This window comes from Sphingomonas sp. BL-S-05 (assembly GCF_055521695.1).
Genome location: NZ_CM145499.1, coordinates 2,614,240 through 2,640,292 on the forward strand (window position 1 = coordinate 2,614,240; position 26,053 = coordinate 2,640,292).

The 26,053-nt window shown below is 67.0% G+C and carries 25 protein-coding genes and 1 tRNA gene; 11 read left to right on the plus strand and 15 right to left on the minus strand.

What is annotated here, in order from left to right; all coding sequences use genetic code 11:
- Positions 1 to 75: 75 nt before the first annotated feature.
- The 3 genes from hrpB to ACZ1JS_RS12280 all read right to left on the minus strand — a co-directional run bounded on the left by hrpB (position 76) and on the right by ACZ1JS_RS12280 (position 6,192).
- Positions 76 to 2,499, minus strand: coding sequence for an ATP-dependent helicase HrpB (gene hrpB, locus ACZ1JS_RS12270; protein WP_465166303.1), 2,424 nt, complete (start codon positions 2,497 to 2,499; stop codon positions 76 to 78).
- Positions 2,500 to 2,646: 147 nt separating this feature from the next.
- Positions 2,647 to 3,441, minus strand: coding sequence for an aldo/keto reductase (locus tag ACZ1JS_RS12275; protein WP_465166304.1), 795 nt, complete (start codon positions 3,439 to 3,441; stop codon positions 2,647 to 2,649).
- 381 nt (positions 3,442 to 3,822) lie between these two features.
- A complete protein-coding gene (locus ACZ1JS_RS12280) occupies positions 3,823 to 6,192 on the minus strand; it encodes a DNA translocase FtsK (RefSeq protein WP_465166305.1) in 2,370 nt (789 codons plus the stop codon).
- 128 nt (positions 6,193 to 6,320) lie between these two features.
- On the opposite strand from ACZ1JS_RS12280, the gene ACZ1JS_RS12285 reads away from it, so the two are divergent.
- Positions 6,321 to 7,538 (plus strand): UbiH/UbiF/VisC/COQ6 family ubiquinone biosynthesis hydroxylase, encoded by a 1,218-nt coding sequence (locus tag ACZ1JS_RS12285; RefSeq protein WP_465166306.1) that lies wholly within the window; start codon positions 6,321 to 6,323, stop codon positions 7,536 to 7,538.
- Between the two features lie 95 nt (positions 7,539 to 7,633).
- Here ACZ1JS_RS12285 and ACZ1JS_RS12290 read toward each other — a convergent pair whose 3' ends face one another.
- From ACZ1JS_RS12290 to ACZ1JS_RS12310, 5 genes are read right to left on the minus strand one after another with little or no spacing between them, the layout of a single operon-like run.
- Entirely contained in the window at positions 7,634 to 8,098 is a 465-nt protein-coding gene (locus ACZ1JS_RS12290) for an NUDIX domain-containing protein (RefSeq protein WP_465166307.1), read from the minus strand.
- 1 nt (position 8,099) lies between these two features.
- Positions 8,100 to 8,507 carry a hypothetical protein gene (locus ACZ1JS_RS12295; protein WP_242120720.1) on the minus strand — a complete coding sequence of 136 codons (408 nt, stop codon included), beginning with the start codon at positions 8,505 to 8,507 and terminating at the stop codon, positions 8,100 to 8,102.
- A complete protein-coding gene (locus tag ACZ1JS_RS12300; protein WP_465166308.1) occupies positions 8,504 to 8,698 on the minus strand; it encodes a Trm112 family protein in 195 nt (64 codons plus the stop codon). Before ACZ1JS_RS12300 ends, ACZ1JS_RS12295 begins: the two co-directional genes overlap by 4 nt.
- Positions 8,695 to 9,312 carry an LON peptidase substrate-binding domain-containing protein gene (locus ACZ1JS_RS12305; RefSeq protein WP_465166309.1) on the minus strand — a complete coding sequence of 206 codons (618 nt, stop codon included), beginning with the start codon at positions 9,310 to 9,312 and terminating at the stop codon, positions 8,695 to 8,697. The genes ACZ1JS_RS12300 and ACZ1JS_RS12305 overlap by 4 nt, the downstream gene beginning before the upstream one ends.
- On the minus strand, positions 9,309 to 10,217 hold the full coding sequence (locus ACZ1JS_RS12310) for a tetratricopeptide repeat protein (RefSeq protein WP_465166310.1): 909 nt from the start codon (positions 10,215 to 10,217) through the stop codon (positions 9,309 to 9,311). Before ACZ1JS_RS12310 ends, ACZ1JS_RS12305 begins: the two co-directional genes overlap by 4 nt.
- 146 nt (positions 10,218 to 10,363) lie before the next feature.
- On the opposite strand from ACZ1JS_RS12310, the gene ACZ1JS_RS12315 reads away from it, so the two are divergent.
- The 6 genes from ACZ1JS_RS12315 to infC all read left to right on the plus strand — a co-directional run bounded on the left by ACZ1JS_RS12315 (position 10,364) and on the right by infC (position 16,099).
- Positions 10,364 to 10,438 (plus strand) — tRNA-Gly (locus ACZ1JS_RS12315).
- A gap of 445 nt (positions 10,439 to 10,883) precedes the next feature.
- The gene (locus tag ACZ1JS_RS12320) at positions 10,884 to 11,087 is read left to right on the plus strand and encodes a hypothetical protein (RefSeq protein WP_465166311.1); all 204 of its coding nucleotides are present in this window, start codon (positions 10,884 to 10,886) and stop codon (positions 11,085 to 11,087) included.
- Between the two features lie 250 nt (positions 11,088 to 11,337).
- Positions 11,338 to 12,465: an acyltransferase family protein gene (locus ACZ1JS_RS12325; protein ID WP_465166312.1), complete on the plus strand. Its 1,128-nt coding sequence runs from the start codon at positions 11,338 to 11,340 to the stop codon at positions 12,463 to 12,465.
- Between the two features lie 144 nt (positions 12,466 to 12,609).
- Complete coding sequence (locus tag ACZ1JS_RS12330; RefSeq protein WP_465166313.1) at positions 12,610 to 13,407, plus strand: hypothetical protein; 798 nt, start codon at positions 12,610 to 12,612, stop codon at positions 13,405 to 13,407.
- Between the two features lie 82 nt (positions 13,408 to 13,489).
- A complete protein-coding gene (thrS, locus tag ACZ1JS_RS12335; protein ID WP_465166314.1) occupies positions 13,490 to 15,502 on the plus strand; it encodes a threonine--tRNA ligase in 2,013 nt (670 codons plus the stop codon).
- A gap of 63 nt (positions 15,503 to 15,565) precedes the next feature.
- A complete protein-coding gene (gene infC / locus ACZ1JS_RS12340) occupies positions 15,566 to 16,099 on the plus strand; it encodes a translation initiation factor IF-3 (protein WP_242119809.1) in 534 nt (177 codons plus the stop codon).
- A gap of 86 nt (positions 16,100 to 16,185) precedes the next feature.
- Here infC and ACZ1JS_RS12345 read toward each other — a convergent pair whose 3' ends face one another.
- The 6 genes from ACZ1JS_RS12345 to ACZ1JS_RS12370 all read right to left on the minus strand — a co-directional run bounded on the left by ACZ1JS_RS12345 (position 16,186) and on the right by ACZ1JS_RS12370 (position 22,166).
- The gene (locus ACZ1JS_RS12345; protein WP_465166315.1) at positions 16,186 to 16,614 is read right to left on the minus strand and encodes a hypothetical protein; all 429 of its coding nucleotides are present in this window, start codon (positions 16,612 to 16,614) and stop codon (positions 16,186 to 16,188) included.
- Between the two features lie 215 nt (positions 16,615 to 16,829).
- Entirely contained in the window at positions 16,830 to 17,054 is a 225-nt protein-coding gene (locus ACZ1JS_RS12350) for a hypothetical protein (RefSeq protein ID WP_465166316.1), read from the minus strand.
- A gap of 40 nt (positions 17,055 to 17,094) precedes the next feature.
- The gene (locus tag ACZ1JS_RS12355; RefSeq protein WP_465168687.1) at positions 17,095 to 19,827 is read right to left on the minus strand and encodes a [protein-PII] uridylyltransferase; all 2,733 of its coding nucleotides are present in this window, start codon (positions 19,825 to 19,827) and stop codon (positions 17,095 to 17,097) included.
- A gap of 47 nt (positions 19,828 to 19,874) precedes the next feature.
- On the minus strand, positions 19,875 to 20,432 hold the full coding sequence (locus ACZ1JS_RS12360) for a nucleotide exchange factor GrpE (protein WP_242119816.1): 558 nt from the start codon (positions 20,430 to 20,432) through the stop codon (positions 19,875 to 19,877).
- A gap of 20 nt (positions 20,433 to 20,452) precedes the next feature.
- The gene (hrcA, locus tag ACZ1JS_RS12365) at positions 20,453 to 21,493 is read right to left on the minus strand and encodes a heat-inducible transcriptional repressor HrcA (protein WP_465166317.1); all 1,041 of its coding nucleotides are present in this window, start codon (positions 21,491 to 21,493) and stop codon (positions 20,453 to 20,455) included.
- Between the two features lie 175 nt (positions 21,494 to 21,668).
- Positions 21,669 to 22,166 carry a DUF6438 domain-containing protein gene (locus ACZ1JS_RS12370; RefSeq protein ID WP_465166318.1) on the minus strand — a complete coding sequence of 166 codons (498 nt, stop codon included), beginning with the start codon at positions 22,164 to 22,166 and terminating at the stop codon, positions 21,669 to 21,671.
- Positions 22,167 to 22,284: 118 nt separating this feature from the next.
- On the opposite strand from ACZ1JS_RS12370, the gene rph reads away from it, so the two are divergent.
- The 3 genes from rph (at position 22,285) to ACZ1JS_RS12385 (ending at position 24,015) form a co-directional block, all read left to right on the plus strand.
- Entirely contained in the window at positions 22,285 to 23,001 is a 717-nt protein-coding gene (gene rph, locus ACZ1JS_RS12375) for a ribonuclease PH (protein ID WP_465166319.1), read from the plus strand.
- Positions 22,998 to 23,627, plus strand: coding sequence for an RdgB/HAM1 family non-canonical purine NTP pyrophosphatase (rdgB, locus tag ACZ1JS_RS12380; protein ID WP_465166320.1), 630 nt, complete (start codon positions 22,998 to 23,000; stop codon positions 23,625 to 23,627). Before rph ends, rdgB begins: the two co-directional genes overlap by 4 nt.
- Positions 23,628 to 23,799: 172 nt before the next feature.
- Entirely contained in the window at positions 23,800 to 24,015 is a 216-nt protein-coding gene (locus tag ACZ1JS_RS12385; protein WP_465166321.1) for a hypothetical protein, read from the plus strand.
- Between the two features lie 250 nt (positions 24,016 to 24,265).
- Here the strand turns inward: ACZ1JS_RS12385 and ACZ1JS_RS12390 are convergent, their stop codons facing one another.
- Positions 24,266 to 24,829, minus strand: a complete 564-nt coding sequence (locus tag ACZ1JS_RS12390) for a CAP domain-containing protein (RefSeq protein ID WP_465166322.1) — start codon at positions 24,827 to 24,829, stop codon at positions 24,266 to 24,268.
- A gap of 20 nt (positions 24,830 to 24,849) precedes the next feature.
- Here ACZ1JS_RS12390 and hemW point away from each other — a divergent pair, with 20 nt between their 5' ends.
- A complete protein-coding gene (hemW, locus tag ACZ1JS_RS12395; RefSeq protein ID WP_465166323.1) occupies positions 24,850 to 26,001 on the plus strand; it encodes a radical SAM family heme chaperone HemW in 1,152 nt (383 codons plus the stop codon).
- Positions 26,002 to 26,053: the final 52 nt, after the last annotated feature.

Genomic DNA, 26,053 nt, shown 5'->3' on the forward strand with positions numbered 1-26,053 from the left:
ACACCGGCGTTCTCGACGGCCGCTTCTCGACTTCGCTCGAAGCTGCTCGAACCGAACGGGGTGGTGCCGGCGGCGTCACCCCCGCCGCGCATCCGCCTTCTTCGTCCGGAGCGTCGCCGACGCCGCCGCCGGATCGTCGGGCCAGGGATGGCGCGGATAGCGACCGCGCATTTCCTTCGACACGTCGCGCCACGACCCGGCCCAGAATCCCGGCAGGTCGCGCGTCGTCTGGATCGGACGGCCGGCGGGCGAGGTCAGGCTGAGCGTCAGCGGTTGCCCGGCGACCATCGGGTGGGTGGCCAGCCCGAACAGCGCCTGCACGCGCAGCTCGACGCGCGGGCCGCCTTCTGCGGCATAGTCGATCGCATGGCTCGACCCGGCAGGGCTTTCGAACCGGGCGGGCGCGAGGCGACGAACCTGTTGCATCCAGTCCCATCCCGCCTGCTGTTCCAATGCATCGTGCAGGCCGGTCACCGCGTCGAGCCGCCGTTTGCCGGTCAATAGCGGGGGGAGCCACTCGTCGACCGCCGCGGTCAGCGCCGCGTCGCCGAGCGGATCGTCCTGCCCCAGCATCGCGGCGACATAGGCCGATCGGCGGCGCAGCGTCTCCGCCCCCTCCCAAGGCAGCAGCGAAAGGTTGTGCCGCACTGCCGCCACCAACGCTGCGACGATCTCCTCGCCCGACGCCGCCGCATCGGGACCCGACGACAGCCGGATCGCGCCCAGCCGGCGTTCGCGCAGCGCGATCACCCCCCGCGTGGCGGGATCGAAGGTGACGCTGCGCCGCGTTTCGATCCGGTCGCCGAACAATTGCTCGACCGTCGTCTGGTCGATCGCGACGGCGGACAGGATGCGCGCGCCGGCCGCCTGCCCCTGGGTTTCGGCCACCGCCAGCCATTCGGCCGATCCGAGCGCGGCGGCGTCCAGCGTGAAGCCGCGCCCGCCGACCGAGGCCCAGCGTTCGCCCGACGCGTCGCGCCGCCTGGCGATGCGGTCGGGAAAGGCGAGCGCGACGCTGCGGGCAAGGGCATCCGCGGGCGGATCGTCGCGACCCTTCACCAGCTTGCGCCAACGGTCCGCAAGGCGACGCGACGCTTCCGCGCGCTGGCCCCGTTCGGTGCGCCAACGGCGGCGGCGCTGGTCGAGATCGGTGTCGTTGCCGCCCAGGCCTCGCTCGCCGAGCAGCACCGCGACTTCCGCCGCCGCGCCGGCAAAGCCGCCCTCGCCCGCGCGGATCAGCATATGGGCGAGGCGCGGGGACAGCGGCAACGCGGCGATGGCGAGGCCGTGCGGCGTCGGGCGGCCATCGCCGTCGATCGCGCCCAGCGTGGCGAGACGGGCGCGCGCTTCCTCGACCGCGGCGGCCGGCGGCGGGTCGAGCCAGCGCAGCGTCGTCGGATCGCTCACTCCCCATTTGCCGCATTCGAGGACCAGTGCCGACAGATCGGCCTCCAATATCTCGGCCGGGTCGAAACGCGGCAGCCCGGCGGTGGCGGCGGCTTCCCACAGGCGATAGGCAACGCCCGGTCCCTGCCGCGCGGCACGGCCGGCACGCTGGGTGACGGCGGCCTGCGACGCGCGTTCGGTGGTCAGGCGGGTCATCCCCGCCGCCCGGTCGTAGCGCGGACGCCGCGCCAGCCCCGAATCGACGACGATGCGGATGCCGTCGAGGGTCAACGAGGTCTCGGCGATGCTAGTCGCCAGCACGATCTTGCGGCGACCTTCCGGATCGGGGGCGATGGCGGCGCGCTGTTCTTGCGGAAGCAGCGTGCCGTGCAGCCGATGCAGCACCGCCCCGTCGGGCACGGCGATGCGTTCGGCGGTGCGCTCGATCTCCGCGACGCCGGGCAGGAAGGCGAGGATGCCGCCTTCCGCTTCGGCCAGGGCGCGGCGGATCGCGGCGGCGACCGACTCCTCGATGCGCGCCTCGGCATGGCGGCCGATATGCCGCAGGTCGAGCGGGTAGGACCGCCCCTCGCTTTCGACTACCGGCGCATCGTCCATCAGTGCGGCGAAGCGCTCGCCATCGAGCGTCGCCGACATGGCGAGGATACGCAGATCGGGCCGCAATGCCGCCTGTGCATCGAGCGCGAGGGCGAGACCGAAATCGCTGTCGAGGCTGCGTTCGTGCACTTCGTCGAACAGTACGGCCGATACGCCCGCCAGTTCGGGATCGGCCTGGATCCGCGCGACGAAGATGCCCTCGGTCATCACCGTCACCCGGGTCGCCGCCGACCGCTTGCTGTCCATGCGGGTGGCGTAGCCGAAGGTCTGGCCTACCGGCTCCCCGGCGGTCGCGGCCATACGCTCGGCGGCGGCGCGGGCGGCGATGCGGCGGGGAGAGAGGAGCAGGATTTCGCCGGTGACCCATGGTTCGGCGAGCAGTGCCGGGGCGACGGCAGTGGTCTTGCCCGCGCCGGGCGGCGCGACCAGGACGGCGGAGGTGCGGTCGCGCAACGTCTGGAGCAGGTCGGGCAGGACGGCGTGGATGGGGAGCATGGTGCCCCTTAGCAATCCTCCCCGCCTGCGGGGAGGGGGACCAGCGAAGCTGGTGGAGGGGGATCGCGGCGCCACGCAACCGTTGCGGTTGCCGACACCCCCCTCCACCATGCTGCGCATGGTCCCCCTCCCCGTGCCGGGGAGGATTTACAGCGTGTCGGGGTCTGGGCCGAGGCGGCCGTCTTCGCGGTCCATTGCGTCGATTTTCGCGATCTGCTCCGCCGTTAGCGTCACCGACTGCGCCGCGAGATTTTCCTCGATCCGCGCGCGCGACGACGCCTTGGGGATCACGCCCAGCCCGGCCTGCACATGCCAGGCGAGGATCACCTGTGCCGGCGTTGCCCCCGCCGCCTCGGCGATCGCGACGATCGCCGGATCGGTCAGCAATGTCCCCTGCCCCAGCGGCGACCAGCTTTGCGTCACGATCCCCAGCCGTTCATGCGCCACGCGCGCCGCGCGCTGCTGGAAATGGGGATGCAGTTCGATCTGGTTCAGCGCCGGCACCACGCCGGTCGCATCGACGATCCGGTCGAGATGATCGGGCGCGAAGTTCGACACGCCGATCGATCCGACCCGCCCGTCCTCACGCAACCGCACCAGCGCCTTCCACGTGTCGACATAGCGGTCCTCCGACGGCATCGGCCAGTGGATCAGGAACAGGTCGATGCGCGGCAGCTTCGCGGCGCTGGCGTCGAACGCCTTGAGCGCGCCGTCATAGCCCATGGCGTCGCGCCACAATTTGGTGGTGACGAAGATGTCGGTGCCGCCGGTCGCTTCGCCGACGCCCGTTTCGTTGGCATAGAAGGCGGCGGTGTCGATCAGCCGATAGCCGGCATCGATCGCCTCCCGCGACAGGCGGGCGGAGTCTTCGGGCGGAACCTTGTAGGTGCCGAAGCCGATCGCCGGGATGGTGCGGCCGTCGTTAAGGGTGAGGTCGGTCATGGAATTTCCGTGCGGTTGAGGGCGGTTGAGGGCGGTTGACTGCCAAAGGTTGGCGGCGTGATCCGTTCCTTGTCCCCGCTCCGTTCGTGCTGAGTAGGGACTGAGCGAAGTCGAAGTCCCGTATCGAAGCACCTGCACCACACGGTCCTTCGATACGCCATTTCGACTTCGCTCAATGGCTACTCAGGACGAACGGATTTTCGTTCGCCAGCCCCTGCCCCCAACCGTTCGGTTCGAGCAGCTTCGAGCTTGTCGAGAAGCGTCCGTCGAGAACGGGGTCGTTTGTGGCAACCCCTTCTCGACTACGGTTCTCGACAGGCTCGAAGCTGCGCTCGAAGCAAACGGGTGGGCATGAGGGGGGAAGAAAAGCGCAAAGGCCCCTTACCCCGTCGGCCGCCCGTCCGCGTCCATCAACACCTCGCGCCGGCCGACATGATCGGGGCGCGACACCAGCCCTTCCTTCTCCATCCGCTCGATCAGCCGCGCCGCCGAGTTATACCCCACCCGCAACTGGCGCTGCAGCCAGCTGGTCGATGCCTTCTGGCTCTCCGCAACCAACTGACACGCCTGCCGGAAGGTCTGCTCCTCGGGCGAATCATCACCGGTCGGCGCCCCGTCGAGGCTGAAGCCGGCATCGCCTTCCGGCTCGTTGACCACCGCGTCGATATAGTCGGGCGCGCCCTGCGAGCGCCAGAAATCGGACACCGCCTGCACTTCGTCGTCGCTGACGAAAGGCCCGTGGACGCGCGCCAGCGCCTTGCCGCCGGGCATGTAGAGCATGTCGCCGCGGCCCAGCAGCTGTTCCGCCCCCTGTTCGCCAAGGATGGTGCGCGAATCGATCTTGCTGGTGACGTGGAAGCTGATGCGCGTCGGCAGATTCGCCTTGATGACGCCGGTGATGACGTCGACCGAGGGGCGCTGCGTCGCCATGATCAGGTGGATGCCCGCCGCGCGCGCCTTTTGCGCGAGGCGCTGGATCAGGAATTCGACTTCCTTGCCCGCGGTCATCATCAGGTCGGCGAGTTCGTCGACGATCACCACGATCTGCGGCAGCGGCGTCAGGTCGAGCGTCTCTTCCTCATAGATCGGCGTGCCGTTTTCGGCGTCGTATCCGGTCTGCACCTTGCGGCCGAGCTTCTGCCCCTTGGCGATCGCGGCGCGGACCTTTTCGTTGAAGCTGGCAAGGCTGCGGACGTTGATCGACGCCATCATTCGATAGCGGTCCTCCATCTGCTCAACCGCCCATTTGAGCGCGCGCACCGCCTTGGGCGGGTCGGTGACGACGTCCGCCAACAGATGCGGGATGCCGCGATACATGCTGAGTTCCAGCATCTTCGGGTCGATCATGATCATCCGGCACTGGTCCGGGGTCAGTCGGTACAGCAGCGACAGGATCATGCAGTTCAGGCCGACCGACTTGCCCGACCCGGTGGTACCCGCGACCAGCAGATGCGGCATCGGCGCCAGATCGGCGACGACCGGGTCGCCGGCGATATTCTTGCCGAGGACGATGGGGAGCTGCGCGTTCTGGTCGGCAAACGCCTGGCTGGCGATCAGTTCGCGAAGCGACACCGTCTCGCGCCGCTGGTTGGGCAGTTCGATGCCGATCACGGTGCGCCCCGGAATCGTCGCGACGCGCGCCGAGATCGCCGACATGTTGCGGGCGATATCGTCGGCCAGCTGGATCACGCGGCTGGCGCGGATGCCGGGTTCGGGTTCGAGTTCGTACATCGTCACGACCGGGCCGGGCGCGACCTTCACCACCTGCCCCTTCACGTTGAAGTCGTCGAGCACGCTTTCGAGCAGGCGCGAATTGCGCTCCAGCGCCGCCTTGTCGATCGACGGACCGCTCGATTCGGGCGGGGGGGCGAGCAGGTCGATGGCGGGCAGCGCAAAATTGTCGCGCCCTTCGCTGCTCGCCGGGCGCGGTGCGCTGGCGAGCGCCGGGGATGCGGCGCGTTCGGCGATGACCGGCGGCGCGCGGTTGTCCGGTTCGGCAACGCGGCGCGGTTGCGGCCGGGCGGGCGCGTCGTCCTCGTCATCTTCCTCGGTATCCGCGACGAAGCGGCTGGGCGCGGCATCGAACGGCGCATCATCGTCGTCATAGGCGACCTCGCCCCTCTCGGCGTCGACCGCCCGCGCGCGCCGTTCGAATTTCGGCATGCGGAAAGTGCCGTCGGGAATCTCGATCGTCAGCCCCTTGGCCCAGCGCCAGATGCCGAACAGCCCGGTCGCCAGCGCCACGACGCGGATGATCCAGATTTCGATATCGGGCTGGCCGATCAGATGAATCAGCCCCTGCACCGCCGCCGCGACGCTCCACCCGATCACGCCGCCATAGCCGGCGGGCAGCGACAATATCGCCTCACCCGAAACGAACGCCAGCGTCGTGCCCATCGCCAGCACCCCGATCAGGCAGTCGCGCACCATGCGCGGCCACGGCCCGACGGGTACGTCGCGCCACAGTCGGACGCTGACGATCAGGCCCAGCGGGAGGAGCATCGCCACCGGCACGCCGAACAGGGTCAGCAACAGATCGGCCAGATGCGCGCCGGGCGATCCGAGCTTGTTGGCGACCGGCCCTCCCGCCGCCGTGCTGAACGACGGATCGGCCGACGAATAGCTGGCCAGCGCGATCGCGATCAGCAGCATGGCGACGAACAGCAAGGTCGCCCCGATCATCGCGCCGCTGCGCCTCACGCCCGCCTTCATCGCGTCGCGCCACAACATCGGCTGCGCGTTCGTCGCCATTCGTTCCACCCTTGTTCGATACCGCCCCGATGTGCGCCGTGGCGGGGCATGGCGTCAAGGCGGCGTTGCGGTGAACCGCACCACACCTTAAGTCGCGGGGGACACAGGTTATGGATGGGACGGGTTTCATGGCACAGGCGGACGTCATCATCCTGGGCGGCGGGCTGGTCGGCAGCACGCTCGGCGTATCGCTGGGCGTGCACGGCCTCCGCTCGATCATTCTCGATCCCGCCGATCCGGCGGTGACGCTGGCGCCGGGCTTCGACGGTCGCGCCTCCGCCATCGCCAGCGCGACGCACCGCATGTTCGAGGCGATCGGCATCGCCGAAGGGCTGGGCGACGAAGGCTGTCCGATCGCCGCGATCCGCGCGACCGACGGGCTGGAACCGGGCAAGCTCGACTTTATCCCCGACGCCGCCGACGATCCGGTCGGCGTCATGTATGAGAACAAGCGGTTGCGGCAGGCGATCTATGACGCGGCGGTGGCATCGCCGCTGGTCGACCTGCGCTACCAGGATCGTGCGATCGATGTGCGGCGCGAGGCGCATGGCGTGACGGTGACCACGGCGGGCGGTGACACGCTGACCGCGCCGCTGCTGATCGCGGCGGAGGGTCGCAATTCGCCGACGCGCGAGGCGGCGGGCATCCGCGTCGCGCGCTGGAGCTACGATCACGCCGCGATCATCACGACGCTCGGCCACGAAGAGAGCCATGAGAACATCGCCTATGAAATCTTTTACCCCGCGGGTCCCTTCGCGATCCTGCCGCTGAAGGACGACGAACACGGCCATCGCTCGGCGATCGTGTGGACCGTCGATGCGAAGGACCGACCGGCGATGCTGAAACTGTCCGACCGTGCTTTCCTCGCCGAAGCATCGAAGAAGATGGGCGGATTTCTGGGGCAATTGTCGAACCTGTCGGCGCGGTCGAGCTATCCGCTCGGCTTCCACCACGCCGCGCGAATCACCGCCGAACGGCTGGTGCTGGTCGGCGACGCCGCCCACGGCATCCATCCGATCGCCGGACAGGGGCTGAACCTCGGCCTGCGCGACGTGGCGGCGCTGACCGAGGTGCTGGTCGAGGGCAAGCGCACCGGGCTCGACCTCGGCGACCCCTATTTGCTGGAGCGCTATCAGCGGTGGCGCGGGCTGGACACCTTCGCGGTGGCGCTGGCGACCGACGGGCTGACGCGACTGTTCGGCATTCCGGGCAAGGCGGCGAGCGCGGTGCGGCGGTTCGGGCTGTCGGCGGTCGATTCGATCCCGCCGCTGAAGGCCGCCTTCATGGCCGAGGCGCGCGGCGAGACGGGCAAGCTGCCGAAATTGCTGCAGGGGGTTACGGCGTAAGAGGCCGTTTCCTTCGTCCCGCCCCATACGTCACGCCAGCGCAGGCTGGGGTGACGTTGATGGTAAGGCTGGCGGTGACGGCGACTGCTTGCGCCCTACCAAGTTCCCCCGCCGGTCACTCCTGCCCGAAACTCAGCGATCCGTCTGCACGTCGCGGGCGTCGTCCCCGGCGGCAGCGCGTCGAGGGCGAACCACCCCGCCCCCGCGACCTCCAATGCATCGGCGGCGCGCAGCGTGTCGGCCCCTGCCCGCGCGACATAGACGACGACATGATCGTCCTTGCCCTCGCGCCGGCTGTGATAGACGCCCAGCACCCGTTCGACCGTCGCCCCTTCGATCGCCACCTCCTCGGCCAGTTCGCGGCGGAGCGCGTCGACGATCGCCTCGCCCTTCTTCACGCCGCCGCCGGGCAGATACCAGCCGTCGATATAGCTGTGGCGGACCAGCGCGATCCGGTCGCCCGCATCCAGCAGCACCGCCCGCACGCCGATCGTCCGCGGACGGGTGACGCGCCATAGCAGCCGCGCCACCTTCCCCAGCAACCGATGGATCAGCGCCATGCTATCCCCGTATCGGTCCGTTCCGTTCGACGACCGCATCGGCATCGGCCGCGGCCGGTTCGTTCGCCGGGCGAATCATCAGGAAGCTGCCCGACCAGACGCCGGGAATGTCCCAACGCCCGCTGATCTCGCAACCATCCTCGCTCAGCACGCCGGCATAGACGACCATGTCGGCATAGCCGACGCTGTCGTCATAGAATTTGCTGAAGCTGATCCGCGCGCCGTCGACATGGCCGTCGATCGCGGCGGCGATCAGCGCGCCGGGCGGCTGCGAATACAGGTCCGGTTCGTGGATCGTACCGACGATCGATCCGCCCAGATCGGCGATATCGGCCTCGAACGCGGTCGGCGGGTTGGTGTGCGGATAGTTGAATATCCCGCTCCACTTGCCGCTCAGATCCCGGCTCACAACGCCCGCGCCGCTTCGACCAGCAGGACCGGCACGCCCCGGCGGATCGGAAAGGCAAGGCCCGCGGCGGTCGAGACCAGTTCCTGCGCGGCCGCATCATAGTCGAGGGTCGTCCGGGTGACCGGACAGACGAGGATCGACAACAGCCAGGGATCGATGGTCACCCCTTCGCGCGCGGTTTGTGCGGTCATTGCAGCGTCGCCTCTTCGTCATCGCCATGCCTGCCGAAGAATTGCATGAGCTGTACGATCAGTTCCGCTCGCGCCGCCAAAGCGTCGACTTCGAGCAGCGCCTGCTTGGCGGCGACGTCGAACGGCGCGATCTGAGCGATGCCGTTGACGAGGCTTTCGTCGTCGAGCCGCCCGACCGATTCCCAATCGACCGCATAGCCCAGCCGGTCGGCGAAGCGCCGCGCCTCCATCTCCAGCGACGCGCGCTCGGCCAGCGCCAGCGTGGTGTCGCCGACCACCGGCAGCAGCTCCGCCTCGACCTGCCGGAACGGGGTGGTCACGTCGAGTTCGCGCAGCACGCGGAAGCGCGACACCCCGCGCAGCACGATATCGTAACAGCCATCGGCCTGCGCCTCGACATCGACGATCTGCCCGACACAGCCGATATCGAACAGCGGCGGCCTGTCGGTATCGGCGCCGACCGGACGCGGCTGGATCATGCCGATGCGCCGGTCGCGCGCCAGCGCGTCGGACACCATCGAGCGATAGCGCGGCTCGAAGATGTGCAGCGGCAAATGCATGTTCGGAAACAGCAGCGCCCCCGCCAGCGGGAAGACGGAGACGCGCGCGCTCATCCGAACAGGATCGCCGACAGCTTGCGACGCTGCTGCGACACCCATGGATCTTCCAAGCCGACTGCCTCGAAAAGCTTTAACAGTTGCTGACGCGCGGCATCGTCGTTCCACGACCGGTCGGCGGCAACGATCTTCAGCAGCGATTCGGCGGCGCCGTCGCGGTCGCCCGCCGCCATCTGCCCGCCGGCGAAGCGGAACCGGGCGTCATGATCGTCGGGGTTCGCCTCGACCTCGGCCTTCAGCCCCGCCAGGTCGTCGACCGGCTGTGCATCGCGCGCCAGCGCCAGCGCGGCGCGAACCTGTTCGATACCGGACAGCTTCGCGGCGTCCTCGGGCAGCGCATCCAGCGCCGCCTGCGCCGCGTCATGCTCGCCCAACGCCATCAGCGCACGGACGCGGCCGGCGGCGACCTGCGCATTGTCGGGCGCGATATCGGCGATCTGGTCGAAGATCGACAGCGCGCGCGCTGCGTCACCTTCGGCCATTGCCTCCTCGCCCATCGCGATCAGCGGCTCGATATCGGGACCGGCCGCCTCGCCGGGCTGTACCGGCAATTGCCGCAGCAGCTGATGGAGCATCTGTTTCAGCTGGCTTTCGGTCCGCGCCGAGGTCAGGTCGGCGACCAGCTGCCCCTGGAACATCGCATAGACGGTCGGAATCGACCGGATCTGGAATTGCGACGCGATGAACTGGTTCTTGTCGGTATCGATCTTGGCCAGCACGACGCCCTTGTCGGCATAGGCCGCCGTCACCTTTTCGAGGATCGGGGTCAGCGCCTTGCACGGCCCGCACCATTCCGCCCAGAAATCGATGACGACCAGCCGCGTCATCGACGGTTCGACGACATCGCGACGGAACGCCTCCACGGCTTCCTTTTCCGGGGCGGTCAATCCTAGCGTGGCCAAGCGGCGATTCCTTATCCTGAATGCGTCCTCCCTATGTGGGCACGCCGGATGATTCAGAAAAGAGTGATTTAGGGGGTTGCGCGATCCGAAACCCCCATCTAATAGCCCGCCTCACCCCAGCCGGTCCGCCGGTTCGGAACGCCAGAGCGGGCGTAGCTCAGGGGTAGAGCACAACCTTGCCAAGGTTGGGGTCGAGGGTTCGAATCCCTTCGCCCGCTCCAGTCTTTTCGAAGACTTGATGATCCCGCGAACTGCGGCTGGCGTCACTTCACCCTATCGACACAAATGGCCGTGGACCTAGTGGTTCGACGCTCTACCGTCTTGTCGAAAAGGTGCCCGTGTGCCGCTCGACCGGCAATCGCGGACGCCGTGCACAAGTTTTGCGATACTCGCCCTTGCCCAACACGCCCGACTACGCATCCCCGCAGACGATCGACCTGGCAGAACGGTGACCATATTCCGCAGGGACGGCATCGGCCGTAACCGACGAACGATCGCACGCCCATGTGCTCGGAATGGGCGCCGACCTGCCCCTTCCCCCCACCGATCGACCCGCCGACGAACCGAGGTGGGACAGTCACCTAAAATCACTATAGGATTCATATAGTGAAACCGTTACCATGACGGACGGGGCTGAGAGGGATCAGTTTGTCTGGGGGTTGAGACATGGTCGCCGGTACTGAATTACTGAACGCAGTATTCGATATTTTCCGCGCCGATCAACGGGACACCGATCAGAATATCTGGTGTCACTATTATTTCGGAACGGACATAGCCGCCGCCGATGGCGCGGACCGAAATATGTCGGAAAAAACTCGCCACTTGCAAGGCATCCTTGCCGATTCGATGCAGCAACGGCGATCCTGCTGAATCTCCTTCCGATGTGCCGAGCCAACCATTCGAAGCAATGCCAAGGGGCGCGGTGACGGCACTTTAATCTCGCCGGGTACTAGGCGTTACGCGGCAAGTTCTTGTCTGCAGCGGATATCGAGACGCGTGGCGGACGAACGCTTCGGCCTGGGACTCCGGTTCTGGACGCCGCCACTAACGCGGCGTGAACAAATCGCCACTACGGAACGAGCCACGTTCCCATCTTCACAGTTCGGCCGAAAAGGGGGATATGTCCGTGCAAGCCGCAACACCGACGACACGATTGCACGGGCTCGACGGGCTACGTGGCGTGATGTGCCTCGGCATCGCTTTGTACCATTATCTCCCCTATTATTTTACGAAGGGCGATCTGCCCTATGACGTCTCACGTTATTTCGCGTGTTTCACCGATATATTTTTCGTATTCGGCGGATTCTTCGTCGGCAACGTGGTCGATCGCAAAACCTATGGTCCGCAGCTGTATCGCCAGTTCATCGTCGATCGCGTGGCGAGACTATACCCGCTGCATATCGCGACGCTCGGCTTCTATTTCATACTTGCGGTCGCACTCTTCCTCGACCTGGTTCACCCGAAGAACCCGGATCGATACGATCTATTGTCCTTCGTCCCGCATCTGACGCTGACCCATAGCTGGGGCCTTGGTGAATTTTCGACGTATAATTATCCGAGTTGGGCAGTAAGCGCGATTTTCGGGTGCTGCCTGGCACTTCCGGCCTTGCGGATCTTGCGGAGACTTCCCTCCCTCAACCTCGCTCTGCTGATGATGCTCGCGGCTACGCTTGCGATCTGTTCCTATATCGCCACGCAGTTCGGCTCGACCATCACGGCCATTCAGGAAGAGTCGCTGGGAATTGTCCGCTGCATCCCATCCTTCCTTTTCGGCGTACTGTTGTCGCGCAACCGGGACGTCAGGATACCTAAGGGCGTTGCGATCGCGACCTTCCTGTTGGCGGCCTTCATGCTGTTCGGCCGGGGCGCGCCCGTCCATGGCATCGAACGGTTGTTGTTGGTCTACATCCTGGTATTTTCGATCGTCGTCATCGACTCGTCGGGCATCAAGACGCCGCTGCACATGTCCGCGCTGCGACGTATCGCGAAATACTCGTTCGGAATCTACCTGATCCACAGTATCGTCGCGACGATATTGTTTCAGGTTCTGTCGCCGAAGCTGGTCGGTATGCAAAACATCGCTTTTGGCGACGCAAATTCCCTGGCGGCGATGCTGCTGGTCGTCGGCGGTCTGGTCATCACCTTGGCGCTGGCGGTCGGTAGCTCCAGAACAGTGGAACTCTACGGAGCACATGCCGTGCGTGCAGCACTTGGTCCAAGGAAGGCGACGGTCGCAGCAAGGCCATAGGCGGAGCTTGCTGCGTATCGGCTTACGACCGGTCCTGCGTGCCGACCGGTTTCCGCGTCCGCGATACGCATTCCGCCGTTGACCGGAACGGCGGGGGCTTCTTTCCCGTCGCCCTGATGCGCGGGCTGCGCTAGGGGGTTCGGCGTGGCGACGCAGGCACTTCAGCAACGGTTCTCCGCGCAAAGCCCGCCGCCGCTGTCGCGTCGGCTGACGACGCTGGCGCTGGTCGTCGCGATCCACGCGCTGATCCTCTGGCTGCTGCTGCGCATCGCGCCGACGCTGATGTCGCCGCCGCCGGGCGAAAAATCGCCATTGGTCGTCGATATGCTGCCCGCCGACCGGGTAGCGCCCGCCGCCGCCCCGGCCAAACAGGTCCACCGCAAGGCCGCCGCGGGGAGTGCCGCGACCGCCACCCCGACCGCCACCGTAACGCCGCCGCCGGAGGTTCCACCCCCGCCGATCCCTGCCGAGCGACCGTCCGACGCATGGTCGAAGGTCATTCCGATGACCGGCCGCGAATTCGCACGCGCCGCCATCACGCCCGGCACGCGCGGGACCGAAGCGGTCGGTACCGGCAGCGCGACCGGCGACAGTGGCGATGGCGATGCGGCGGCCGATGCCGGTGGCGGCAGCGGTGGTGGCGAGCGGCTCTATGCCGCCGACTGGTATCGCCGACCGACCCATGCCGAGCTGTCGACCTATCTGCCGCGGCGCTCGCAACCGGGCTGGGGCGAGGTCGCGTGCCGCACGATCCCGAACAACCAGGTGACCGATTGCCGCGAGATCGGGCAATCGGCGAGCGGATCGGGCCTGGCGCGTGCGGTGCGGCAGGCGGCGTGGCAGTTCCGCATCCTCCCCCCGCGCGTCGGCGGTCGTCCGCTGATCGGCAGCTGGGTCCGGATCCGCATCACCTATACCGATGCCGGTGCTGCGGTGGAGTGACGAGGCGACGCATCCTTGCCCTCCCCGCCCCCAGCGGCTAGTCGGCAGGCGTTTATCCCCCTCGCATCGCAGGTCGCTTCGCATGTCCGCATTGTTCCGCATCACCCTCCCCGACGGTGCCGTCCGTGAGGTGACGCCGGGCACTACCCCTGCCGACATCGCCGCAGCGATTTCGCCGGGTCTGCGCAAGGCGGCGATCGCCGCGCGGGTCGACGGGCAGGTGCGCGACCTGAACCGCCCGTTCGACGGCGACGCGTCGCTGGCACTGGTGACGGTGAAGGACGAGGCGGACGCGCTCGAACTGCATCGCCACGACTTCGCCCACGTCATGGCCGAAGCGGTGCAGACGCTGTACCCCGGCACGCAGATCACCTTCGGCCCCGCGACCGAGGACGGCTTCTATTACGACTTCGCGCCCGCGCCCGGCCGCGGCATGTTCACCGACGAGGACCTGCCGCTGATCGAGGCGGAGATGCGCAAGATCATCGCCCGTGGCGAAAAGTTCGAGCGCGAGGTCGTGACGCGCCAGCAGCTGATCGATCGCTGGACCGAGCAGGGCGAGACGTTCAAGGCCGAATGGGCCGCCGAACTGCCCGAGGGCGAGGAACTGACCATCTATCGCCAGGGCGCGTGGCTCGACATGTGTCGCGGGCCGCACCTCGAATCGACCGGCAAGCTCGACCCTGCCGCGTTCAAGCTGACCCGCGTGTCGGGCGCCTATTGGCGCGGCGACCAGAAGAATGCGATGCTCAGCCGCATCTACGGCACCGGCTGGCTGTCGAAGAAGCAGCTCGACGCGCACCTGACCCGGCTGGAAGAGGCTGCCAAGCGCGACCATCGCAAGCTGGGTGCCGAGATGGACCTGTTCCACCTTCAGTCGGAGGCGCAGGGGTCGGTCTTCTGGCACCCCAAGGGCTATATGATGTGGCGGCAGCTGGAGGCGTATATGCGCCGCCGGCTCGATGCCCACGATTATCAGGAAGTGAAGACGCCGCAGCTGATGGACGCGCGGCAATGGGAACAGTCGGGCCATTGGGGCAAGTATCGCGAGAATATGTTCGTGGTGCCCGACGAAATCCCCAATACCGAGGATGAGGGCGCGATCGTCAGCGCCGATGCCGACATGATGGCGTTGAAGCCGATGAACTGCCCGGCGCACGTCCTGATCTTCCGCCAGGGGATCAAATCGTACCGCGACCTGCCGATCCGCATGGCCGAATTCGGCTGTTGCCACCGCAACGAACCGCATGGCGCGCTGCACGGCATCATGCGCGTGCGCCAGTTCACGCAGGACGACGCGCATATCTTCTGCCGCGAGGATCAGTTGATCGAGGAAGTCCGCGACTTCTGCGAACTGCTCGACTCGGTCTATCAGGATCTGGGCTTCACCGACTATGCGGTGAAGCTGGCGCTGCGTCCCGAGAAGCGCTTCGGCAGTGAAGAAATGTGGGACAAGGCCGAGGCGGAACTGCGCGAGGCGGTGCTGTCGTCGAACCTGTCGGACGACATCAAGGCGAAGTTCGAGGAACTGCCGGGCGAAGGCGCCTTCTATGCGCCCAAGCTCGAATTCCACCTGACCGACGCGATCGGGCGGACGTGGCAGGTCGGCACGATCCAGTCGGACCGGGTGCTGCCCGAACGACTCGACGCGACCTATGTCGGCGAGGACGGCAATCGCCACCGCCCGGTTATGCTCCACCGCGCGATCCTCGGCACGTTCGAACGTTTCCTCGGCATCCTGATCGAGCATCATGCGGGCCGCATGCCGATGTGGCTGTCGCCGGTACAGGCGGTGGTCGCGACGATCGTGTCCGACGCCGACGACTATGCGAACGAGGTCGCGGCGGCGCTGAAGGCGGCCGGCATCCGCGTCGAAACCGATCTGCGCAACGAGAAGATCAACTACAAGGTGCGCGAACATTCGCTGGCGAAGGTCCCGGCGCTGGTCGTCGTCGGCAAGCGCGAGGCGGAAGAACGCACCGTCGCGCTGCGCCGGCTGGGCAGCCAGGGGCAGTCGGTCATCGCCCTCGACGAACTGGTCGCGATGCTGTCGAACGAAGCGCTGGCACCCGATCTTGCGCGGAACCTTTCGTAATCGCGCAGAATTGACTATATAGGACTTTCGAACACTGAAGGAGCAGCACCTATCCGTCCGCCCATGATGCGTCGCCCCAATGCGCCGCCGCCGATGAACGGCCCCCGATTCAACGAGTTCATCCAGTCGCCAAAGGTCCGCGTGATCGACCATGAGGGCGAGAATCTGGGTGTGATGTACACGCGCGAAGCGATCGCGCAGGCGGCCGAGGTCGGGCTCGATCTGGTCGAGGTGTCGCCGAACGCCGATCCGCCCGTCGCGAAGTTCCTCGACGTGGGCAAGTTCAAGTACGAGGCGCAGAAAAAGGCGAACCTCGCCCGCAAGACCCAGAAGACGCAGGAGATCAAGGAGATCAAAATGCGTCCGAACATCGACGATCATGATTATGATACGAAGATGAAGAAGGTCGAGGAATTCATCACCGAAGGCGACAAGGTCAAGGTCACGATGCGCTTCCGCGGTCGCGAACTGAGCCATGGTCAGCTCGGCATGGCGGTGTTGCAGCGCGTCGCCGAAGCGACCCAGGAAATCGCCAAGGTCGAAGCCTATCCGCGCATGGAAGGCCGGCAGATGCTGATGGTGCTGGCACCGAAGTAAGCGCCTGCTCGTCGGGTTTGCGACGTTAAAAAAGCCGCCATGTTCCAACGGGAACGTGGCGGCTTTTCCGTAGGTAATGCAGCCCGTCAGAACGGTAACGGCGCAAGGTCGGGTTCGACCCACTCCCGGCGCGCAGGCACACTGAACAACGACTCCCGGCTCCAATAGGCCAGTAGCCAGTCGGGATAACCAAGCTCCGAAGCCATCAATCCCGACAAAACGACCGCAAGCGGGGCTTCTGCCGGATGCCGGTCGAGATGGTCCGCCGCCGCGCGCATCGACGCCAGCGTGATCGTGTGGTGATAGCCGCCGCTATCGGTATTGGCCGTATGCGTCGCTTCGTTATAGCGCGAGATCAGCGACCGGATCTCCTCTGCGCCGGTAAGATCCGGTCGGTGCCGGCGCAGCCAAAGCGCCGCTGCAAAATGGCCTGCATGAGTCCAGTCGCGCTTGGGCAGACTGCGATCGATCACGCCCAGCGCAATCCGTTCGATTTCTGAATCGTCGAGAAACATGTCTTTGGTCCGTGGGTCAGGCCCAACCGGCATTAAAAAACCCCGCCGGTCGGGCGGGGTGGTCAACATCACAGTTCGGAATAGCTGGTCAGCAATCCCTCGAACCGAGCGCGCGCACAAACACCGCCGTCGAATTGCGGCATTGTTGTTGCAGACGGGCGAACGAACGGTTCATTCGGTTTTCGTAACAGTCAGGTGGCGTCGGCTCAAGCCGCTTAATCGCCGCCGCCGCCGCCGCCGCCGCCGCCGCCGCCGTCACAGCCGCCACCGTCGCTACCGCAGTCGCCGGACGAACCGCCGCCATCGAACCATCCGAAGAAACCCTCTCCGCCCCCGTCATCTACCCCGGCCCGGCGGGTTTTTCGACGGTTCGATGCTGCCGCGACAAGGGCGATCAGCAGAACGGCGATGGCCAGAACGGCCAGCAGGATCAGGTCCATGACCCGGATCCTGCCTAAATCCATACCGATTTGCAAGGGATTAAGCGAACACCCCGAAATCCTTGCCCGCCGCCGCATCCAGCATCCGGCGTTCGAGCGATTTCAGGCGCAATTGCCCGGTGATGCGGTCGCCGGTCAGGTCGGTGACGTAGAAGGTATCGACCGCCCGCTCGCCATAGGTGGCGACATGGGCGGAGTGGAGCGTCACCTTCGACTGGAACAGCGCCTGTGCCAGATGATGCAGCAGCGCCGGCCGATCGCGGGCATTGACCTCGATCACGGTGAAGCGGTTCGATGCGGCATTGTCGATCAGCACGTTCGGCTCGATCGGAAAGGCTTCGGCACGGACGCGCGACAGCGGCTTGGCGGCGAGCCGGTCGTTCAGCTTCATGCGATTGGCCAGCGCATCGGCGATCGCCGTCTTCAACCGTTGCAACTGCCCGGCTTCGTCGAACGGACCGCCCAGCGGATTCTGAACGAGGAAATTGTCGAGCGCCATGCCGGTGCGCGTGGTGTGGATGCGCGCATCGATGATGTTGCCGCCCGCCGCATGGATCGCGCCGGCGATGCGATAGAATAATCCGGGATGGTCGGCGGCATGGACCGTCACCAGCGTCGCGCCGCGATCTTCGTCGACGCTGGTCTCGATCGTCAGTCGCGCGTCGCCCGACTGGTCGACCATCCGCGCATTGGCGGCGATCACGTCGTCCGGCTCGGCGATCCAATAGGCGGGCGGCAGGTGCCGGACATAGGCGGCCAGCGTGTCCTTGTCCCAGCCAAGCGTCTGCCGCAGCCGTTCCTGCTTTTCGGCGATGCGTTCGTCGCGACCGCGCTGCTTGTGGCCGAGGCGCAGCACTTCCTCGGCGGTTTCGAAGAGCGTGGTCAGCAACTGCCGCTTCCACCCGTTCCACGTGCCGGGACCGACCGCGCGGATATCAACGACGGTCAGCACCAGCAGCATGCGCAGCCGCTGCGGCGATTGCACGATGCTGGTGAAGTCGAGGATCGTCTTGAAATCGCTGAGGTCACGCTTGAACGCCGTCGCCGACATCAACAGGTGGTAGCGGACCAGCCACGCCACCGTCTCGGTCTCGGCCGGGGTGAGGCCGAGGCGCGGGCAGAGCCGTTCGGCGACTTCGGCACCGAGGATCGAATGGTCGCCGCCGCGCCCCTTGGCAATGTCGTGGCACAGCACCGCAACGAACAGCGCGCGCCGCTGGACGATGCCGCCGAACAGGGCGGTGGCGAGGGGATGCTCCTCGCGACAGATGCCGCGTTCGACCTGCGACAACAGGCCGATCATGCGGATGGTGTGCTCGTCGACCGTATAATGATGGTACATGTCGAACTGCATCTGCGCGACGATGCGGCCGAAATCGGGAATGAAGCGGCCGAACACGCCGCATTCGTTCATCCAGCGCAGCACCAGTTCGGGATCGCGCGGGGAGGTCAGCACGTCGAGGAACAACTGGTTGGCACGCGGGTGCGAGCGGACCTGCGCCGCCATCCGCGCATCGCGCGACGCCGCGCGCATCGCCAGCGGGTGGATTTCGAGGCCGTGCAGGTCGGCAAGCGCAAAGATCTCGATCAGCCGCACCGGGTCTTCGGCGAAGAAATCATCCTTGGGCAGCGCCAGCCGGCCACGGTCGAGCACGAAGCCGTTCAACCGCCCCGGCCGGCGCCGCAACCGCGGGAAGCCGAAGCGGCTGCCGCGCGCGGCATAGGTTTCGTCGAGATGGCTGAGGAACATGCCGGTCAGGTCGCCGACCCGCTTCGCCTGCAGGAAATAATATTGCATGAAGCGTTCGACGCGCGATTTGCCGACCCGGTCGCTATAGCGCATCCGCGTCGCGATCTCGGTCTGCACGTCGAAGGTCAGCCGCTCTTCCGCCCGGCCGGTGATGAGGTGGAGGTGACAGCGCACCGCCCACAGAAAATCCTCGGCCCGGTTAAACTTGCGCAATTCGGGCGCGCTGAGCAACCCGACGCGGACCAGATCGGCGGCGCGGCGGACATTATAGGCGTATTTGCCGATCCAGAAGAGTGCGTGCAGGTCGCGCAGCCCGCCCTTCCCCTCCTTCACATTGGGTTCGACGACATAGCGGGTGTCGCCGAGCTTCTTGTGCCGCGCATCGCGTTCGGCCAGCTTTTCGGCGATGAAGGTGCGCGCGGTTCCGTCCTGCACCTCCTGTTTGAAGCGCTGTGCCGCATCCGCATAGAGCGCGGTGTCGCCCCAGACATAACGCGCCTCGACCAGCGCGGTGCGGATGGTGACGTCGCCCTTCGCCTGGCGCACCATTTCGTCGAGCGAGCGCGACGAATGGCCGACCTTCAGCCCGAGATCCCATAGCGCGTAGAGGATCGATTCGATGACCTGTTCGGACCAGGCGGTCTGCTTCCACGGGGTCAGCACGCCGATATCGACGTCCGAATGCGGCGCCATCTCGCCCCGGCCATAGCCGCCGACCGCGATCAGCGTCATCCGCTCGGCCGCGGTCGGATTGGGGTTCGGGTGGACATGCTCGACGATGAAACCCGCCAGCGCGACGAGGATCGCGTCGGTCAGATAGGCATAGGCCGCCGCCGTCTCCAACCCGTGGCTGGGGCGGGCGCGCAGCCGGCGTTCGATCTCGGTCCGGCCGCGCGCCATCGCTTCGCGCAGCACGGCGGTCGCGGCGCGGCGCAACGCCGTGCCGTCCTGATCCCCGGTGGCGAGTGCCGCGAGCGAAGCCGCCAGCGCCCCCGGCTCGACGATCGCCTCCGGGTGGACGATCCGTTCGAACCGGGGCGGCGTGGCCAGGTCGGGCCGGACCGTGTCGTTCAGGCGCCGCCCTCCGGCGCCTTGGCCACGCCGACCAGCGCCGGCCGCAGCAGCCGGTCGCGGATCATATAGCCGGTCTGGATTTCCTGCACGACGGTGCCGGGCGCGGCGTCGTTCGACGGTACTTCGAACATCGCCTGATGCTTGTTGGGGTCGAGCGTCTCGCCGACCGACACCATCTTGGTGATGCCATGACGGCCGAACACGCTTTCCAGTTCGCGCCCGGTCGCTTCGAGGCCGGTGATGAGGCCCTTCAGCCGGTCGTCGCCGCGCAGATCCTCGGGGATCGCCGACAGCGCGCGCGACAGATTGTCGGCCACCGACAGGATGTCGCGCGAGAAGGCGGTCGCGGCATAGGCGCGGGCGTCGGCCACCTCCTTTTCGGCGCGACGGCGCACATTCTGCAGATCGGCGCGGGCATAGAGGGTTTCGGCCTGCGAATCGGCCAGCTTCGCTTCGAGTTCGGCAAGGCGATCCGCTTCGGCGACTTCGGGCGCGGCCTCGGCGGTGGCTTCGCGCAGGTCGTTCGTATCGTCGTTGGCGGGAGTGTCGTTCATTCGGGTCTCTTCTTGTCCTGTCAGCCGAGCAGCCGCGTCAGCGTCGCGGCAGTGAAATCCACCATGGGCACGACGCGCGCATAGTTCAACCGGACCGGCCCGATCACGCCGACCACGCCGACCACGCGCCCGTCCAGCGCGCGGACCGGCTTGGCGATGACCGACGATCCGGTCAATGCGAACAATTTGTTTTCGGAGCCGATAAAGATGCGCGCCGCATCGCCGTCCTGTGCCGATTCGAGCAGCCGGGCGATCTCTTCCTTGCCCTCCAGTTCGTCGAGCAACTGCCGCACGCGGTCGAGGTCGTGGGCGGCGGCAGGGTCGATCAACCGCGCCTGGCCGCGCACGATCAGCACCGGGCGCTGCCCACCATCCTCGCTCCACATCGCCAGTCCCGCCTCGACCAGCGCGCGGGCGGTCGCATCGAGTTCGGCGCGTTCCCGCCCGATTTCGCCCAGGATGCGGGCGCGCGCTTCGGACAGGGTGAGACCCGACAGCCGCGCCGTCAGGTAATTGCCCGCCTCGACCAGCGCGGCGACGCTGGTCCCCGCCGCGATATCGAGCACGCGATTCTCGACCGATCCGTCGGCCCCGACCAGCACCGCCAGCGCGCGGGTGCCCGACAGCGGCACGAACGAGACCTGTCTCAGCACCGGTTCGCGCTTGGGCACCAGCACCACGCCCGCACTGGCCGACAGGCCCGACAGCGCGGCGGCGGTCCCGGCGAGCGCCTCCTCGACCGGGCCGGCGGTATCCGCCTGCGCCTCGATCGTCGCGCGCTCCTGTGCCGATGGCTCCATCGCGTGCATCATGCCGTCGACGAACAGCCGCAGGCCGGTCTCGGTCGGCATCCGCCCGGCGCTGACATGCGGCGCGGCGAGCAGCCCGGCCTCCTCCAGATCCTGCATCACGCCGCGGATCGAGGCGGGCGAGAGGTTCAGGCCCGACAGTTGCGCGATGGTGCGCGAACCGACCGGCGCGCCGGTGGCGAGATAGCTGTCGACCACGATCCGGAACACGTCGCGGGCGCGGTCGGTCAGTTCGTGGATCGGTTGGGCCATGCTTGGGAATGTAGGGCGGTTGCAGCTCGCGGAAAAGCCAGTCCTCCCCGCTCGCGGGGAGGGGGACCGCCGCGAAGCGGTGGTGGAGGGGGTTCGCCGCGCAACGCTGCCGTTCCGTATGCCGCGCTCCCCCTCCACCAGCTTCGCTGGTCCCCCTCCCCGTACCGGGGAGGATTTAAGGCGTTTCGATAAATTGGCGGATCGGCAGTTCGTTCGGGGCGGAGCGCAGCGCTTCGTTCATCCGCTGATCGCGCATCCGGCAGCCATAATAGAAGGACAGATGCTGCGCCGCGCCCGACAATTCGTTCCAGCGGACATCGACCGACGGCATGTCGGTCGGCGCATTGTCGCATCCCGGCTGGCCCGGCTGCACCAGCCGCTCGCCCTGCGGCCGGTAGGGCTGTAGTTTCGCGGCAAAGGCGCGATACTGCGCCGGCGTCGCCTTGAAATCGCGCGTGCCGACGACCTTGGTAAAGCGCCGCCCTTCGAACACCCCCGTGCCATCGGGCTGGATCGTCACCCGGTACACCGGACAGGCGCCGAAACAGGGCGAGGTTTCATAGCTGATCGTCTCGCGCTCGATCGCGACCGGCGCGGTTTCGGTGGTCGTGTTGCCGACCGCCATCACGCAGCCGCCCAGTATCGGCAGCAAACCCAAGGCGATGATCTTCATGACGTCGCTCCCTGTCGCGGATCCGTCGCTTCGGACCCGTCATCATCGAGGTACCGCGCGGCGACTGGCGCGGCGATGAACGGACGGCTAGGACTTCGCGAAATTTCAGGAGATTCCCATGCGCCCATCCGGCCGCACCCCCGACGAAATGCGCCCCATCACGATCGAGACGAACTTCACCCGCCATGCTGAGGGTTCGTGCCTGATCGGCTTCGGCGATACCAAGGTGCTGGTGACCGCCTCGCTCGAAGAACGGCTGCCGCCATGGCTGCGCGGCAAGGGCGAAGGCTGGGTGACGGCCGAGTACGGCATGCTCCCCCGCGCCACCCATACCCGCGGCAGCCGGGAAGCGGCGAAGGGCAAGCAGTCGGGCCGCACGCAGGAAATCCAGCGGCTGATCGGGCGGTCGCTGCGCGCCGTGGTCGACCTGAAGGCGTTGGGCGAGCGGCAGATCACGCTCGATTGCGACGTGATCCAGGCCGATGGCGGCACCCGCACCGCGTCGATTTCGGGCGCGTGGGTGGCGCTGCGCCTCGCGGTCGACGGGCTGATGCGTGAGGGCAAGCTGGAGGTCGATCCGATCAGCCGGCAGGTCGCGGCGGTCAGCTGCGGCATCCATGAGGGCACGCCGATGCTCGACCTCGACTATATCGAGGATTCGGCCGCCGATGCCGACGCCAATTTCGTGCTGACCAGCGACAACAATATCGCCGAGGTGCAGGCGACCGCCGAGGGTGCCTGTTATGACGAAGAGGCGCTGCTGCGCCTGCTGCGCCTCGCCCGCATCGGTTGCGGTCGCATCTTCGCCGAACAGCTTCGGGCGACCGGGCGATGAGCGGCGAGGGCAAGGAACCACAGGCGATCCGCAAGCTCACGCCCGGCAAGCTGGTCATCGCCAGCCACAATCCCGGCAAGATCCGCGAGATCGCCGCGCTGCTCGGGCCGTACGGCGTCACCCCGATCTCGGCAGGCGAACTCGACCTGCCCGAGCCGGAGGAGACCGGCACGACCTTCGTCGCCAATGCCGAGTTGAAGGCGTTGCAGGCGGCCGACCTGTCGGGGCTGCCGGCGCTGGCCGATGACAGCGGGCTGTGCGTCGAGGCGCTGAACGGGGATCCGGGCATCTTCTCGGCGCGCTGGGCGGGGCCGTCCAAGGATTTCGACGCAGCGATGCGGCTGGTCGAGCAACGGATGCAGGCGACCGGCCCCGACCATAGCCGCGCGGCGCATTTCGTGTGCGCGCTGGCGCTGGCATGGCCCGATGGGCATGTGGAGTGGTTCGAGGGCCGCGTCGACGGGCAACTGGTATGGCCGCCGCGTGGGGAACATGGCTTCGGCTATGACCCGATGTTCGTCCAGGACGGCATGGACCGCAGCTATGGCGAGATCGATCCCGACCACAAGCATGCGATCAGCCACCGCGCCGATGCGTTCGCGCAACTGGTGAAGGCGGTGTTCTGAACCGGTAACGCCAGCCGGACCGTACCCCCGCGTAGGCGGGGGTCCAGGGTAACAGAGGATGGCCTCCGTGGCTCTGGCCCCCCGCCTGCGCGGGGGTACGAAAAGCTTTGACTACCGCTAGGCCGGAACGCCCACCGGACCCTGCGCATTGGACGCCCCGAAAGGAATTCCGATGCCCGATGCGATCACCGAAACCCGTCACCGCGAGATCGCGGTCGAGCATCTCCTGTTCTGGACGATGCGCTATGTCGAGGAACAGCATCCCGGTCTGCTCAACTCGTTGGAAGCCAGCCTCGACAAACTCGGCGATCCGAGCCAGGGCGGCGAGAAGAACGACCATGCCGTCCGCCACATCGCCGCCAAGATGATCGCCGGCGCGCGGGGGTAGGGTTAGCTATCGACCCGACGCGTTCGCCCCAGGCCCCCGTCCGCCGTCCGCCGTCCGCCGTCCGCCGGAGCCGTACCCCCGCGCAGGCGGGGGTCCAGAGCCAAAGGCAGCAGCGGTTTGCGGGTGTGGCCCTGGATCCCCGCCTTCTCGGGGATACGGTACAGCGAACTTTCGCAAAGGTCGCGCAGGGGTACGCGGCGGAGCTCCAAGCGCAGCGCGATTTTGCGGCTCCCTCAACCCCGACCCACTCTTAGAAGGCCCGCTGTCCGGCGACATTGCCCGCCGGCACGTACCGACACACGACATGATCGTCGCGCGCATTGCTCGCCTCGGCACAGCCAAAGCGTTGCGTAGTGCGCCACATGATCTGGGTATAATGGGCGACGTCGCCGAACTTGCCGGTCCGCGACACGGCGGGCAGGACGCCCGGCACATAGTCGCGCTTCTCCGCGACCCAATGGCCGACCATCTCGTCATAGCGGTAGGCCCCGCGCGTGCCGGTCCACAGATTCTCGCCCTGTTCGGGCACCCCGCGCGGTTGCGCCGAATGTTCGAAGCGGCCGGTCGTCGCCAGCGTATCGGCATAGGTCTTCGCATCGCGGGCCAGCGCCGAATCCCAGGCGAGCGGCGGCAGTCCCGCCTCACCGCGCGCGGCACGGTGGCCGGCTTCCATCGCCTGTCGCAGCAGCGCCACCCCGCGCGGCGCCGGCCCTTCGAACGTGCGTGGTTCGACGATGCGTTCGGGACCGGCCTCGACGCCGGGCGAACAGGCGGCCAGCAGCAAAAGCGGCGCCAATATTTGTATCGATCGCATCGCGCCCATATGGGACGGCGATGGTGCCCGACCAACCTCCCCCCCTGGCGCTCTACGTCCACTGGCCGTTCTGCGTATCCAAATGCCCCTATTGCGACTTCAACAGCCATGTCCGTGACGCGGTCGATCAGGCGGCATGGTTGCAGGCGCTCCTCGCCGATCTGGCGCATGAGGCGGCGGCACTGCCGGGGCGGCGGCTGGCGTCGATCTTCTTCGGCGGAGGCACCCCGTCGCTGATGCCCCCCGCGACCGTCGCCGCGATCATCGATGCCGCGTGCCGCGCATGGCCGCCGAGTGACGATATCGAGATCACGCTGGAGGCGAACCCGTCCTCGGTCGAGGCGGCACGCTTCGCCGATATCGCCGCCGCCGGGGTCAACCGGGTGTCGCTGGGCGTACAGTCGTTGCATGACGACGCGCTCGCCTTCCTCGAACGCGCGCATGGCGTGGAGGAGGCACTGGCCGCGCTCGGCGTCGCGCAGCGCCATTTCGCGCGGGTCAGCTTCGACCTGATCTATGCCCGGCCCGCCCAGTCGCTGGCGGCATGGGAAGCCGAACTCGCCCGCGCGCTCTCGTTCGGGACCGAGCATCTCTCGCTCTATCAGCTGACCATCGAACCCGGCACACGCTTCGCGACGCTGGCGGCGAAGGGCGCGCTGACGCTGCCCGATCCCGACCTTGCCGCCGACCTGTTCGAGATGACGCAGGCGATGACGGCCGCCGCCGGTCTGCCGCTGTACGAGGTGTCGAACCATGCCCGGCCGGGGGCGGAAAGCCGCCACAACCTGACCTATTGGCGCTATCGCGACTATGCCGGCATCGGCCCTGGCGCGCATGGCCGGCGCGAGGGGCTGGCGACCGTTCGGCGCAAGAAGCCCGAAAACTGGATCGCGGCGGTGGAGCGCAACGGCCATGGCATCGAGCGCGAGGACGCGCTGACCCCCGACGAACGCGTGACCGAGGCGCTGGTGATGGGCCTCAGGATGCGCGAGGGCATCGACCTTGCCCGTATCGCGGCGCTGGGCGAACGGCCGATCGATGCGGTGGTGCGGACCGATGCGGTGGCGCTGCTCGCGCGGCAGGGGCTCCTCGCGCGCGATGGCGACCGGCTGGCGCTGACCGCCGCCGGCTTTCCGGTCCTTGATGCCGTGCTGCGGGAGATCACGCTATAGGCTTGCCCCGCCCCCGGCGACTGCGCACAACCGCGCCTCACCAGTGAAACGG

Coding starts and splice junctions, on each gene's coding strand:
- hrpB (WP_465166303.1), bottom strand. CDS start 2,499: ATGCTCCCCATCCACGCCGTCCTGCCCGACCTGCTCCAGACGTTGCGC.
- ACZ1JS_RS12275 (WP_465166304.1), bottom strand. CDS start 3,441: ATGACCGACCTCACCCTTAACGACGGCCGCACCATCCCGGCGATCGGC.
- ACZ1JS_RS12280 (WP_465166305.1), bottom strand. CDS start 6,192: ATGGCGACGAACGCGCAGCCGATGTTGTGGCGCGACGCGATGAAGGCG.
- ACZ1JS_RS12285 (WP_465166306.1), top strand. CDS start 6,321: ATGGCACAGGCGGACGTCATCATCCTGGGCGGCGGGCTGGTCGGCAGC.
- ACZ1JS_RS12290 (WP_465166307.1), bottom strand. CDS start 8,098: ATGGCGCTGATCCATCGGTTGCTGGGGAAGGTGGCGCGGCTGCTATGG.
- ACZ1JS_RS12300 (WP_465166308.1), bottom strand. CDS start 8,698: ATGACCGCACAAACCGCGCGCGAAGGGGTGACCATCGATCCCTGGCTG.
- ACZ1JS_RS12305 (WP_465166309.1), bottom strand. CDS start 9,312: ATGAGCGCGCGCGTCTCCGTCTTCCCGCTGGCGGGGGCGCTGCTGTTT.
- ACZ1JS_RS12320 (WP_465166311.1), top strand. CDS start 10,884: ATGGTCGCCGGTACTGAATTACTGAACGCAGTATTCGATATTTTCCGC.
- ACZ1JS_RS12325 (WP_465166312.1), top strand. CDS start 11,338: ATGTCCGTGCAAGCCGCAACACCGACGACACGATTGCACGGGCTCGAC.
- thrS (WP_465166314.1), top strand. CDS start 13,490: ATGTCCGCATTGTTCCGCATCACCCTCCCCGACGGTGCCGTCCGTGAG.
- infC (WP_242119809.1), top strand. CDS start 15,566: ATGATGCGTCGCCCCAATGCGCCGCCGCCGATGAACGGCCCCCGATTC.
- ACZ1JS_RS12345 (WP_465166315.1), bottom strand. CDS start 16,614: ATGTTTCTCGACGATTCAGAAATCGAACGGATTGCGCTGGGCGTGATC.
- ACZ1JS_RS12350 (WP_465166316.1), bottom strand. CDS start 17,054: ATGGACCTGATCCTGCTGGCCGTTCTGGCCATCGCCGTTCTGCTGATC.
- ACZ1JS_RS12360 (WP_242119816.1), bottom strand. CDS start 20,432: ATGAACGACACTCCCGCCAACGACGATACGAACGACCTGCGCGAAGCC.
- hrcA (WP_465166317.1), bottom strand. CDS start 21,493: ATGGCCCAACCGATCCACGAACTGACCGACCGCGCCCGCGACGTGTTC.
- ACZ1JS_RS12370 (WP_465166318.1), bottom strand. CDS start 22,166: ATGAAGATCATCGCCTTGGGTTTGCTGCCGATACTGGGCGGCTGCGTG.
- rph (WP_465166319.1), top strand. CDS start 22,285: ATGCGCCCATCCGGCCGCACCCCCGACGAAATGCGCCCCATCACGATC.
- rdgB (WP_465166320.1), top strand. CDS start 22,998: ATGAGCGGCGAGGGCAAGGAACCACAGGCGATCCGCAAGCTCACGCCC.
- ACZ1JS_RS12385 (WP_465166321.1), top strand. CDS start 23,800: ATGCCCGATGCGATCACCGAAACCCGTCACCGCGAGATCGCGGTCGAG.
- ACZ1JS_RS12390 (WP_465166322.1), bottom strand. CDS start 24,829: ATGCGATCGATACAAATATTGGCGCCGCTTTTGCTGCTGGCCGCCTGT.
- hemW (WP_465166323.1), top strand. CDS start 24,850: ATGGTGCCCGACCAACCTCCCCCCCTGGCGCTCTACGTCCACTGGCCG.